The sequence below is a fragment of the Humidesulfovibrio sp. genome (genome assembly GCF_030689645.1).
Lineage (GTDB): Bacteria > Desulfobacterota > Desulfovibrionia > Desulfovibrionales > Desulfovibrionaceae > Humidesulfovibrio.
The window spans coordinates 73,328-84,672 of sequence record NZ_JAUYFU010000086.1; the positions used below are offsets into that span (position 1 = coordinate 73,328).

Sequence of the window (11,345 nt, forward strand, 5' to 3'; positions counted from 1 at the left end):
GGGACATTATGAAAAAGACATTCGTGACGATGCTTCTGGGCCTTGGCTTGAGCCTGGCCCTGGCTGCAGGCGGCTGCGGCGGCGAGAAGAAGGATGACGCGGCTGCGGTCAAGCCGGGCGGCGATATCCGCATCGGCGGCATCATCGACCTTTCCGGCCCCACTTCGTCCGTGGGCGTGCCCTACGCCGAGGGCGTAAAGGCCGGAGCCGCGTACATCAACGCCAACGGCGGCATCGGCGGGGCCAAGATCGTGCTCGATGTGCAGGACGACGCGTACAACGTGCAGCAGGGCCTCTCCATCTACAAAAAGTTCGCCCAAGAGAAGGTGGCGGCCATACAGGGCTACGGCACCGCCGTTACCGAGGCCCTGACCCGCATGGCGGCCAAGGACGAGATCCCCTACTTCTCGGCGTCCTATTCCGCGCACCTGACGGATCCCAAGACTGCACCCTACAACTTCTTCACCTCGGCGGACTACTCCACCCAGGTGCGTGCCGGACTCAAGCACTTCAAGGCCAACTGGAAGGAGGCGCGCGCGCCCAAACTGGCGTTCCTGTATCCCGATCATCCCTATGGCCTGGCGCCCATTCCCGCCGCCAAGGAGTATGCCGCCGAGCTTGGCTTCGAGATCGTGGGCGAGGCCGCCGTGGATCTGAAGGCCATTGACGCCACCACCCAGCTTCTGCCCCTGAAGGACAAGAAGCCGGACTTCATCTGGATCGGCGGCACCACGCCCTCCACAGCGGTCATCCTCAAGGACGCCAAGAAAATCGGGCTCAAGGCCACCTTCCTCACCAACATCTGGGGTTCCGACGAGAACCTGATCAAGATGGCGGGCGATGCCTGCGAGGGTGCGTACAGCCTTCAGGCCGCCGCTGTGTATGGTCAGGACGTGCCGGGCATGAAGGCCTTGATGGAGACCGCCAAGAATCAGCCGCAGATGACCCACTACGTGCGCGGCTTCGTCTCCATGCTGGTCATGGGCGAGGGCCTGCGTCAGGCCGCAGCCAAGGGCCCCCTCACCGGAAAGAGCATCAAGGCCGCCCTTGAGGGCATGACGGACTTTGATCCCATGGGCCTGGCGCCCAAGGTCAGCTTCCTGCCTGCGGACCACCGCCCCAGCATGGCCGTGTTCCTTTACAAGATCAGCGGTGGCAAACTCGCCTTCGTGGCGCAGGAGAGCCTGGAACGCAAGGCGGAGTGGCTCGGTAAGTAACAATGACGGAAACTGCGCCCGCAAAAGATCTGCTCCGGGTGGAGAACCTGGAGGTCGTGTACAACGACGTCGTCCTCGTGCTCAAGGGGCTTTCCCTCAACGTGCGCGAGGGCGGCATCACGGCCCTGCTCGGCGCCAACGGCGCAGGCAAGTCGTCTACGCTCAAGGCCATTTCCGGGCTCCTGCGCTCGGAAAACGGAGAGGTCACAGCCGGGTCGGTGCTGTTCGACGGTGCGCCAATCCACACCCTGGCGCCGGAGCGCATCGTGCGCCAGGGTATCTTCCAGGTCATGGAGGGTCGGCGCATCTTTGTGGACATCACGGTTGAAGAGAACCTGCGCTGCGGAGCGCACACCAGGCCCCGCGGCGAGATCCCGGAAAGCCTGGAGAAGGTCTACGCCTACTTCCCGCGCTTGAAGGAGCGCCGCAAGCAGCAGGCCGGGTACATGTCCGGCGGCGAGCAGCAGATGCTGGCCATCGGCCGCGCGGTGATGGCTCGGCCCCGGCTGCTGCTGCTCGACGAGCCGAGCCTGGGGCTTGCCCCTTTGCTGGTGGAGGAAATCTTCGAGATCGTCATGCGCATCAACGCCAATGAGGGCGTGACCGTGCTGCTGGTGGAGCAGAACGCCCGCGCCGCGCTTACAGTGAGCGGGCAGGGCTACATCATGGAGAATGGCCGCATCGTCATGGAGGGGCAGGCAAAGAGTCTGCTGGACAATCCGGACGTGCAGGAGTTCTACCTGGGCATGGGCTCTAGCGGCCACAAGCGCAGCTACCGGGACGTGAAGCACTACAGGCGGCGCAAACGCTGGCTGGGCTAGCCCGCAGGGGCAAGGAGAGACGCGATGTTCCATAATCATCTGGAGGGCGCAGCCCCGGACAAGCGCCGGGAGGCGCAATGGAAGGCTGTGCGCAGTCTTGTGGCCAAAGCCGCCAGGCATTCTCAAGAGTTCCGGGCGCGGCTGGCCCTTGCGGGGCTCTCCGCCCGCGCTGCAGCTACCCCTGAGGGCTTTGCCTCACTGCCGCCCCTGCACAAGAAGGAACTCATGGCGCTCCAGGAGGAGCGCGGCCTCGACTGGCTGCTCACCTGCCGCCCGGGGGAGTTGCGCCGCATCTACCAATCCCCTGGCCCGCTTTTCGATCCTGAAGGCGCCCGGCGCGACTACTGGGGCTGGACCGAGGCTTTTCATGCCGCAGGTTTTGCGAAGGGCGACCTGGCCCAGATGACATTCAGCTACCATCTGACCCCGGCGGGGCTCATGCTTGAGGAGCCCCTGCGCGAACTGGGCTGCGCGGTGATTCCCGCCGGTCCTGGCAATACTGAGGTTCAGGTGGAGCTCATGCGGCGGCTGCCCGTTACGGGCTTTGTGGGCATGGCCAGTTATCTCAAGGTGATTGGCGAAAAGGTGCGGAGCCTGGGCCTGGACCCCAGCAAGGACCTGAGCCTGCGCAAGGCCTTTGTGGCTGCGGAGCGCCTTTCTCCTGCGCTGCGCGCCGAGGTTGAGGATATGTTCGGCTGCACGGTGCGCCAGGGCTACGGCACGGCGGATGTGGGCTGCATCGCCTATGAATGCGCAGAGGCAGAAGGAATGCATCTGTCCTCCCGCGCCCTGGTGGAAATCTGTGATCCGCAGACCGGCTGTGCCTTGCCTGCGGGGGAAGTGGGGGAGGTTGTGGTGACGCCATTTGCGCGCGAATACCCCCTCATCCGGCTGGCCACGGGAGATTTGTCGCGGCTGAACGTGTCGTCCTGCGCATGCGGGCGCACTTCGGCAAGGCTGGAGGGCATTCTTGGACGCGCCGACGATACGGCCAAGGTCAAGGGGCAGTTCATATACCCGGCGCAGGCTGCGCAGGTGGCTGGCCAGTTCCCGCAAATCCGCGCCTGGCAGATAGTGGTGAGCAACCCCGGCGGCAAGGACAAGCTCACCGTGCGGCTTGCCGTTTCCGGTGATCTGGACACTGGGGCCTTTGGAACCGCGTTCCAGGCTGTGCTCAAACTCAGGCCCGTTGTTGAGCTGGTGGGGGCGGAGGGCATCGCACCGGAGGCCAAGCGCCTTGTGGACAACCGGGAGTTCTAGCCATCTGGCGCAAACGCAGGTGTGCGCTTTGGCTTGTGCCACAGTGTTGCGGGCGGTTTGCGGCTTTGGCTCATGAAATCTGTGCTCATGCACTAGACAAGCCGGGGCATGAAATGGCAAACTCCATTTCAGAGTTTTTAGGTTTTGATAATGCGTCCTGGAAAGCCACGGCAGCTTGCTCCCTCGACCAGAGGTGACGTTGCCTCAAGGCCGTGCCAGAATGCAGGAGACGACAGGATGACCCGTATCCAGCCTTCCGCCATAGCGAACCTTTCGCTTTTCCTCGCCCTAGCGAGCCTACGAGAGTCCCAGACGGGGCACTTGTAAGCCGATTCTTTCCACTTTTCCCTTCTTCGGCTGAAAGAGCATCCCTTCTGGGACGGCATCCCCTGCGCGGGCATGCGCCCGCAGTGCGCTTTTTGGCATTCTTGCAAGCCATCCATGAACCGGATAGGTTCACAAATTCGAGCGAGGAGGATATCATGTCTGACCGCGTATATATTTTCGACACCACCCTCCGCGACGGAGAGCAGTCTCCCGGCGCCACCATGAGCCTTGAGGAAAAAGTCGGCCTGGCGCAGCAGCTGGAGACTCTCGGCGTCGACGTTATCGAGGCGGGCTTTCCCGCCGCCAGTCATGGCGACTTCGAGGCCGTCAAGGCCATCGCCGGCGCTGTGAAGAACGTGCAGGTGGCCGCCCTGTGCCGCGCCCTGAACAAGGACATCGACCGCGGCTGGGAGGCCATCAAAGACGCCGCCCACCCCCGCATCCACACCTTTCTGGCCACCAGCGAGATCCACATGGCGCACAAGCTGCGCAAATCGCGCGAGGAGGTGCTCACAATGGCCGAGGCCGCGGTGAAGCACGCCGCGAGCCTGTGCCCCAACGTGGAGTTCAGCGCAGAGGACGCCTCGCGCTCCGACTGGGCGTTTCTGGCCCAGGTGTGCGAGACCGTCATTCGCGCCGGCGCCACCACCGTGAACATCCCGGACACCGTGGGCTACGCCCAGCCCTTCGAGTTCGGCGAGCTCATCGCCTATCTGCTCAAGACCGTGCCCAACGCCAAGGACGCCGTGTTCAGCGTGCACTGCCACAACGACCTGGGCCTGGCCGTGGCCAACAGTTTGTCCGCAATCCGCGCTGGTGCGAGGCAGGCCGAGGTCACCCTGTGCGGCATCGGCGAGCGCGCGGGCAACGCCTCCCTGGAAGAGCTGGTCATGGCCCTGCACACTCGCCGCGAACTGTACCAGATCGACTGCGGGATCAACACCCGGCAGCTTTATCCGTCCTGCCGCAGGCTTTCGCAGATCATCGGCCAGCCTATCCCGCCGTATAAGGCCATCGTGGGCACCAATTCCTTCGCGCACGAGTCCGGCATCCACCAGGACGGCATGCTCAAGAACCCGCTGACCTACGAGATTATGACGCCCGAATCCGTGGGCCGCAAGGGCACGGAGATGATCATCGGCAAGCACTCCGGCAGCCATGCCATCAAGTCAAAGCTTGTGGAGCTGGGCTATCCGCTGGACGAGCAGCAGCTCGCCGTGGTCTTCGCGGCTGTGAAGGAGCTGGCGGACAAGAAGGAGCGCGTGTTCGACGAGGACGTGGAGGCGCTTGTCCTTGAGAAGGTCTACCGCCGTCGCGATAAGTACCGCATGAAGGACATGAGCATCTTCTCCGGCACCCACGGCGTGCCGCCGCATGCGGCCATGGTGCTGGAAGTGTTGGACGGCGAGAAGATCGTGGAGGAGAAGCGCCACTCCGCCTTTGGTGAAGGCCCGGTGGATGCGTTGTTCAAGTGCATTGGCGAGATGGTGGGCTACGCGCCCGCCCTTGATCGCTTCCAGATAAACGCCGTCACAGGCGGAACCGACGCCCAGGCCACTGTGACCGTGCGCATTGCGCACGAATCGAAGAAATCCGTAGGCCGGGGCACCAACGAGGACATCCTCGTGGCCAGCGCGATGGCCTTCCTGAACGCGCTCAACCGTTTGGAGAAAATGAGAGAGGAGAAAGACGAATGTCCCACAATTTAGCCGAAAAAATCCTGCAGGCGCACACGGACGAGGAAATCACCCGCGCCGGGCAGATAGTCAACTGTCGCGTGTCGCTGGTCCTCGCCAACGACATCACCGCCCCCCTGGCCATCAAGTCCTTCAAGGCCATGGGCGCGGGCAAGGTGTTCGACAAGGACAAGGTGGCGCTCGTGTGCGACCACTTCACGCCGAATAAGGACATTGACTCCGCCGAACAGGTGAAGGTGGTGCGCGAGTTCGCCCAGCAGATGGGGGTGACCCACTACTACGAGGGCGGCAACGTGGGCGTTGAGCACGCGCTCCTGCCCGAGCTCGGCCTGGTTGGCCCCGGCGACATCGTCGTTGGCGCGGACAGCCACACCTGCACCTACGGCGGCCTTGGCGCTTTCGCTACTGGCATGGGCTCCACGGACATCGCTGGAGCCATGGCCCTGGGCGAAACCTGGTTCAAGGTGCCGCCCACCATCCGCGCGGCCTTTGAAGGAACCCTTGAGCCTTTCGTGGGAGCCAAGGACCTGATCCTGCACCTCATTGGCCGCCTCGGCGTTTCCGGCGCACTTTATCGTGCGCTGGAGTTCGGCGGGCCGGTCATCGACGCCCTGTCCATCGAAGGCCGCATGACCATGGCCAACATGGCCATCGAGGCGGGCGGCAAGGCCGGCCTGTTCCCGGTGGACGAAAAGACTTTGGCCTACTGCAAAGCCGCTGGTAGAAACGGCGACACGCTCCTCAAGGCCGATGCCGGCGCTGTGTACGAGCAGGACTTTACTCTGTCCGTTACCGGCATGCCGCCCCAGGTGGCCTGCCCGCACCTGCCCGACAACGTTCGCGGTGTGGATGAGCTCAAGGGCCTGCGCGTGGACCAGGTGGTCATCGGCTCCTGCACCAATGGCCGCATTGAGGACCTGCGCGAAGCCGCAGCCATCCTCAAGGGCCGCAAGGCCCACAAGAACGTGCGGCTCATCATCCTGCCCGCCACGCCGAAAATCTGGCGGCAGGCCATGGATGAAGGCCTGTTCAGCATCTTCATGGACTCAGGCGCCGTGGTCGGCCCGCCCACCTGCGGCCCGTGCCTGGGCGGCCACATGGGCATTCTGGCCGGGGGGGAGCGCTGCATCGCCACCACCAACCGCAATTTCCGGGGCCGCATGGGCAGCCTGGAAAGCGAGGTCTACCTGGCCGGTCCGGCTGTGGCCGCAGCCAGCGCCATCGCTGGCGAGATCATGAACCCCGCGAAGCTGTAAGCCTCGAACCACAAGGAGACACACATGCTCGTCACAGGCAAGGCGCACAAGGTCGGGGCGCATATCGACACCGACGCCATCATCCCGGCCAGGTTTCTGGTGACCACGGATTCCGAGGTTCTGGGAAGCAATTGCATGGAAGGGCTTGAGCCCGGCTGGGTCAAACGCGTGAGCAAGAACGACATCATGGTGGCCGAGGAGAACTTCGGCTGCGGCTCCAGCCGCGAACACGCGCCCATCGCCATTTTGGGCGCGGGCATCCCCGTGGTTGTGGCCAAAAGTTTCGCCCGCATCTTCTACCGCAACGGGTTCAACATGGGCCTGGTGCTTCTGGAAGTGGGCGACGACATCGCCAAGTTGAGCGACGGCGACAAGCTTGAGGTGGACACCGGCAATGGGCAGATCAGGAACCTGACCACGGGTGAGACCATCATCTGCGCCAAGGTGCCCGCCTTCATGCAGGAGCTCCTCGACGCTGGCGGACTGGTGCCCTACGTGAAAAAACGCCTGGCGGACAGGCAGTAAGGGCGGCGAGGATGGGAAAGAATATGAAAATTTGTGTCATGCCCGGCGACGGCATCGGCAAGGAAATCATCGGCCAGGCCCTGCGCGTGCTGGCCAAGGTGACGGAAAAGTTCGGCACCGGCTTTGAGATCGAGGAAGCCCTCATCGGTGGCAGCGCCATCGACGCCACGGGAGGTCCTCTTCCTGATGCCACGGTGCGGCTGTGCCAGGCGGCAGATGCCGTGCTGCTGGGCGCGGTGGGCGGCCCCAAATGGGACACCATCGATCCGGCAATCCGCCCGGAGCGCGGTCTGCTCGGCATCCGCAAGGCTTTGGGGCTCTTCGCCAACCTGCGCCCGGCCAGCCTGTTTCCGGAGCTCAAGCACGCCTGCTACCTGCGCCCGGACATCGTCGCTAAGGGCATTGACCTGCTGGTGGTGCGCGAGCTTACCGGCGGCGCGTACTTCGGCACGCCCAAGGGCGTGGAGGTGCGCGATGGCGAGCGCGTGGGCTTCAACAACATGATCTACGCCGAGCATGAGATCCGGCGCATCGCCAAGGTGGGCTTCGAGGCCGCGCGCAAGCGCCGCAAGAAGCTGTGCAGCGTGGACAAGGCCAACGTGCTGGATGTGTCCCGCCTGTGGCGCGAGATCGTGCTGGAGGTGGCCCAGGACTACCCGGACATCGAACTGAGCCACATGTACGTGGACAACGCGGCCATGCAGCTTGTGCGCGACCCCTCGCAGTTCGACGTCATCGTCACCGAGAACCTCTTCGGCGACATCCTGTCCGACGAGGCTTCGGTCATCACCGGGTCCATCGGAATGCTGCCCTCGGCCAGCCTGGGCGAGAAGAACCCCGGCCTGTTCGAGCCCATTCACGGCTCCGCCCCGGACATCGCCGGGCAGGACAAGGCCAATCCTCTGGCCACCATCCTCTCGGTGGCCATGATGCTGCGCTACAGCGCGGGCGACATGGACCAGCAGGCCGCAGCCATCGAGGCCGCGGTGCAGAAGACCCTTTCGCAGGGCTACCGCACCGGCGACATCCGCGAGGAAGGCTGCAAGCTCGTGGGCTGCGTGGCCATGGGCGACGCCGTGCTGGCGAACATGTAGCGGGTCAGAGCATCACGCGATTGAGGCGGGGGATCGGGCGACCGGTCCCCCGTTTTTGCGTCCGACTGGTTTTTACCAGGCAAAGGGCTCCTGTTCGCGGAACTCGAAGAGATAGGGGAAGGCCGGCATCTGGATAGGCGTCACGGCTTCGGCCTGGATGCGCAATTTCGGATTGGTCAGCGAAAGGGACGGCCCTTCGCTTTTTGGCGTAGCCTTCACCAGGCCCTGGTCCGCGCCTTTCCCGTCATCCCAGACATCCAGCGGCTCCAGGCGTCCGAACACCTCCACCCAGTCGCCGGTTTGAAGGGCGTCCAGGTCTGGCCCACGAGTGACGAAGCTCAGCTCCATGCTGTCGGCCAGGCAGCAGACCATGGCCGTGCGCTTGAGCAGCACATATCCGCGTGCATCCAGCTCCGGGGTCCGCACCACCACGGCGCGCAGGGCGAAGCGTGGCGGATAGTCAGTGCGGCCTTTGTCCAGCATGATATACAGCTCGGCCAGATTCAGGCGTAGGTAAGCCGAGCCGTTTTTGATGGGCCGCGGGTCCACCGTGGTCTCTGCCTCAGGCGCTGCGCCTATGTTGTCGGACGCGGCGGGGCTCATGGCCCCTGGCAAGGGCTCGCTGGCCGCCTGGCCCCATGAGGTTGCAGCCAGGGACAGAAAGCCTAAAAGCACAGCCTGCCGACACAGCCGCGCAGTGGTGGGCTTGCCGGGTGCTGGCCGCACAATCAGCACAAGCCCGGTGAGGGCCAGCAGCGCGCCAGCGGCGAGGGTGATGGTGCTGAACCTCGGGTTCAGGAAATACCAGTACAGGCCGGAGCGCGCCAAGGCGAACATGAGTCCGCCGAGCGAGAGCAGGCACAGCCCGTCCACGCGGTCCTGTACGCGGACCTGGAAGTTGGCGCGGAAGTCCGCCAGAGACATCACTTGAACACCCCGGTCAGCCCCAGGCTCATGGCCAGCACGTACACCGTAGCAGCTGGGACCAGGATGACCGCCAGCGCCACGCGCCGTTGGAACACAGAGAGGAACGCGGGCAGCAGCTTCAAGTCCAGCATGGGGCCGAGGGCCAGGAAGGCCAGGAGCGCCGGGCGCGGGAACATGGACAGGCTGGCGGCCACGAAGGCGTCGGCCTCGGAGCAGATGCTCATGAGCACGGCCAGGAGCATCATGGCGGGCACAGCCAGCCAGAGGTTGGCGGAAACCAGGGTGAGCCATTCCTGCGGCAGGAAGACCTTGAACAGTCCGGCGGCGCATGCTCCAACGATCAGGAACAGGCTCATGTCCAAGAATTCCCGCCCCGTGCCGCGCAGCACGTCGAGCACGCCTTGGGCCAGGCCGGGGCGCTTGCCCTTGTGCCCGCAACCGCAGCCGCACCCGGCGTCGTGGGGAGCTTCATGCGCCATGACAAGGCCATTGCCAGCGGCGGGCCGCAGAAGATCCAGGCCCTTGCTGTTGCCCAGAGCCCAGCCAAGGGCGGCAGCGGGCAAAACCACCAAAGCCACGCGACCGGCCACCATCTGCCAATCGCCTTGGAAGGCCACCCAGGTGGAGGCCAGCGATACTGGGTTCACGACCGGAGCCGCCAGCATGAAGGGAATGGCCGCCCCGGCGGGAACGCCTTTTTTCAGCAGCCTGCGCGTCACCGGCACCACTCCGCATTCGCAGGTGGGCAGGATGAGCCCGGCCACAAGGCCCAGGCCGATCTGGGCGGAAAGGTGCTTGCGGCCCAGCCGCCCCAGGGCGTCGTCGCTCAGATATACGGCCAGAATGGACGACAGCAGAGAGCCCAGCAGCAAAAACGGCGCGGCCTCCAGTACGATGGAGGTGACGATGGCCGAGAAGATGGCGAAAGCGCTCTGGTCCATGGTTTCCTTGAACCCTTGAGTAGGCCCGTATTGACAGTGATGCAACTTTGTTGCAGTTGGTGTGCAACAGAGTTGCATCGCCTTGGGGTTTAGCTGAAACATGGAGTACCCGCAATGAGAAAAGTGCTTGGACTTTTGTGTGTTGTCCTGGTTGTTTGCGCCTTGCCGGTTCTGGCTTTTGCCGGGAAAGTGCAGGTGGCCGTAGGGGTTGCGCCAGTCGATCATTTTGCCAAAAAGATAGGCGGTGAGCTCATCGCCACCACGGTGCTGGTGCCTGCCGGAGCCGACGCGCACACCTATGAGCCCAAGCCATCACAGATGCGCGCCATAGCGGGCGCGACCCTGTACCTTTCCGCCGGGCTGGAGTTTGAGGAAGCCTGGGAGCCTCGGCTCAAGGGGGCGAACCCCAAGCTGCTCTTCGTGCATACGGACGCGGATTTGAAAAAGCTGCCCATGCCCGAAGGCCACGCCGATGCCCACAAGGCTGGCGCCAAGGGCCATCATGGGCACGAGGCGGACATGGACCCGCATGTTTGGGTCTCTCCAGCGCAGGTTCGTCAGATGAGCGCCAGGATCGCCGAGGCGTTCTCAAAGGCCGACCCTGTGCACGCAAAGGTTTATGCCGCCAACCTTGCGGCCTTCCTGAAGGAGATCGACGCCCTGGACGTGCAGTTGAAGGGCCTGTTCGCAGGCATCCCCGCAGACAAGCGCACCTTCCTGGTCTTTCACCCCGCCTGGGGATACTTTGCGAGGGACTATGGCCTGACCCAGACATCCATCGAGTTCGAGGGCAAGGAGCCTGCGCCTCGGCGTCTGGCCGCCATAGTCAGCCAAGCCAAGGCCAAGGGGGCCAAGGTCATCTTTGTGCAGCCGCAGATGAGTCATCGCACCGCCGGCACCATCGCCAAGGCCGTTGGCGCGAAGCTGGTCATCGCCGATCCCCTGGCCGAAGATTGGGAAACCAATCTCCTGAAGGTCGCCACGGGGTTCCGTGAAGCGTTGCAGTAGCCGCCGGGAGACCGCATGAACGGACAGGATATTTTGACGCGCGCGGGCCTTGCGCCCACGGGCAAGCGCGTGCTCGTGGTTCAGGCCTTGGCCGAGGCCGGGGGGCCGGCAACGCCGCAGGAACTGTTGGCGAAGCTTGGCGCGCATTTGAACCGCGTGACGCTGTACCGGATTCTTGACCTGCTGGTGGAGCACAAGGCCGCCACCAGGCACAACGCAGGCGAACGCGCCTTCCGCTACTGCCTGCGTTCGGGCGCAGCGGGGCACGCCCA

General features: G+C 64.1%; 10 protein-coding genes and 1 pseudogene. 9 read left to right on the forward strand and 2 right to left on the reverse strand.

What is annotated here, in order from left to right:
- Nucleotides 1-8 precede the first annotated feature (8 nt).
- The 7 genes from Q8O35_RS12170 (at nucleotide 9) to leuB (ending at nucleotide 8,197) form a co-directional block, all read left to right on the forward strand.
- Nucleotides 9-1,217: an ABC transporter substrate-binding protein gene (locus Q8O35_RS12170; RefSeq protein ID WP_305573678.1), complete on the forward strand. Its 1,209-nt coding sequence runs from the start codon at nucleotides 9-11 to the stop codon at nucleotides 1,215-1,217.
- Nucleotides 1,218-1,219: 2 nt separating this feature from the next.
- On the forward strand, nucleotides 1,220-2,038 hold the full coding sequence (locus Q8O35_RS12175; RefSeq protein WP_305573680.1) for an ABC transporter ATP-binding protein: 819 nt from the start codon (nucleotides 1,220-1,222) through the stop codon (nucleotides 2,036-2,038).
- A gap of 24 nt (nucleotides 2,039-2,062) precedes the next feature.
- Nucleotides 2,063-3,298, forward strand: coding sequence for a phenylacetate--CoA ligase family protein (locus tag Q8O35_RS12180; protein WP_305573682.1), 1,236 nt, complete (start codon nucleotides 2,063-2,065; stop codon nucleotides 3,296-3,298).
- Between the two features lie 482 nt (nucleotides 3,299-3,780).
- Nucleotides 3,781-5,334 (forward strand): 2-isopropylmalate synthase, encoded by a 1,554-nt coding sequence (locus tag Q8O35_RS12185; protein ID WP_305573684.1) that lies wholly within the window; start codon nucleotides 3,781-3,783, stop codon nucleotides 5,332-5,334.
- Nucleotides 5,319-6,578, forward strand: coding sequence for a 3-isopropylmalate dehydratase large subunit (gene leuC / locus Q8O35_RS12190; RefSeq protein ID WP_305573686.1), 1,260 nt, complete (start codon nucleotides 5,319-5,321; stop codon nucleotides 6,576-6,578). The genes Q8O35_RS12185 and leuC overlap by 16 nt, the downstream gene beginning before the upstream one ends.
- Before the next feature lie 24 nt (nucleotides 6,579-6,602).
- Entirely contained in the window at nucleotides 6,603-7,103 is a 501-nt protein-coding gene (locus Q8O35_RS12195) for a 3-isopropylmalate dehydratase small subunit (RefSeq protein WP_305573688.1), read from the forward strand.
- Nucleotides 7,104-7,126: 23 nt separating this feature from the next.
- A complete protein-coding gene (gene leuB, locus Q8O35_RS12200) occupies nucleotides 7,127-8,197 on the forward strand; it encodes a 3-isopropylmalate dehydrogenase (protein ID WP_305573690.1) in 1,071 nt (356 codons plus the stop codon).
- 72 nt (nucleotides 8,198-8,269) lie between these two features.
- Here the strand turns inward: leuB and Q8O35_RS12205 are convergent, their stop codons facing one another.
- Together Q8O35_RS12205 and Q8O35_RS12210 are read right to left on the reverse strand one after the other, a co-directional pair.
- Nucleotides 8,270-9,121: a hypothetical protein gene (locus Q8O35_RS12205; protein ID WP_371133128.1), complete on the reverse strand. Its 852-nt coding sequence runs from the start codon at nucleotides 9,119-9,121 to the stop codon at nucleotides 8,270-8,272.
- Complete coding sequence (locus tag Q8O35_RS12210; RefSeq protein WP_305573694.1) at nucleotides 9,121-10,065, reverse strand: permease; 945 nt, start codon at nucleotides 10,063-10,065, stop codon at nucleotides 9,121-9,123. Before Q8O35_RS12210 ends, Q8O35_RS12205 begins: the two co-directional genes overlap by 1 nt.
- 114 nt (nucleotides 10,066-10,179) lie before the next feature.
- Between Q8O35_RS12210 and Q8O35_RS12215 the strand changes: the two genes are divergently transcribed.
- On the forward strand, nucleotides 10,180-11,073 hold the full coding sequence (locus tag Q8O35_RS12215) for a metal ABC transporter solute-binding protein, Zn/Mn family (RefSeq protein ID WP_305573696.1): 894 nt from the start codon (nucleotides 10,180-10,182) through the stop codon (nucleotides 11,071-11,073).
- A 15-nt stretch (nucleotides 11,074-11,088) separates the two neighbouring features.
- Nucleotides 11,089-11,345 (forward strand): annotated as a pseudogene (locus Q8O35_RS12220) (transcriptional repressor); the annotation flags it as partial.

What these genes read in the sequence shown, in the direction of transcription:
- leuB (WP_305573690.1), top strand. Translation starts at nt 7,127, where the DNA reads ATGAAAATTTGTGTCATGCCCGGCGACGGCATCGGCAAGGAAATCATC.
- Q8O35_RS12215 (WP_305573696.1), top strand. Translation starts at nt 10,180, where the DNA reads ATGAGAAAAGTGCTTGGACTTTTGTGTGTTGTCCTGGTTGTTTGCGCC.
- Q8O35_RS12205 (WP_371133128.1), bottom strand. Translation starts at nt 9,121, where the DNA reads ATGTCTCTGGCGGACTTCCGCGCCAACTTCCAGGTCCGCGTACAGGAC.
- Q8O35_RS12185 (WP_305573684.1), top strand. Translation starts at nt 3,781, where the DNA reads ATGTCTGACCGCGTATATATTTTCGACACCACCCTCCGCGACGGAGAG.
- Q8O35_RS12195 (WP_305573688.1), top strand. Translation starts at nt 6,603, where the DNA reads ATGCTCGTCACAGGCAAGGCGCACAAGGTCGGGGCGCATATCGACACC.
- Q8O35_RS12170 (WP_305573678.1), top strand. Translation starts at nt 9, where the DNA reads ATGAAAAAGACATTCGTGACGATGCTTCTGGGCCTTGGCTTGAGCCTG.
- Q8O35_RS12210 (WP_305573694.1), bottom strand. Translation starts at nt 10,065, where the DNA reads ATGGACCAGAGCGCTTTCGCCATCTTCTCGGCCATCGTCACCTCCATC.
- Q8O35_RS12175 (WP_305573680.1), top strand. Translation starts at nt 1,220, where the DNA reads ATGACGGAAACTGCGCCCGCAAAAGATCTGCTCCGGGTGGAGAACCTG.
- leuC (WP_305573686.1), top strand. Translation starts at nt 5,319, where the DNA reads ATGTCCCACAATTTAGCCGAAAAAATCCTGCAGGCGCACACGGACGAG.
- Q8O35_RS12180 (WP_305573682.1), top strand. Translation starts at nt 2,063, where the DNA reads ATGTTCCATAATCATCTGGAGGGCGCAGCCCCGGACAAGCGCCGGGAG.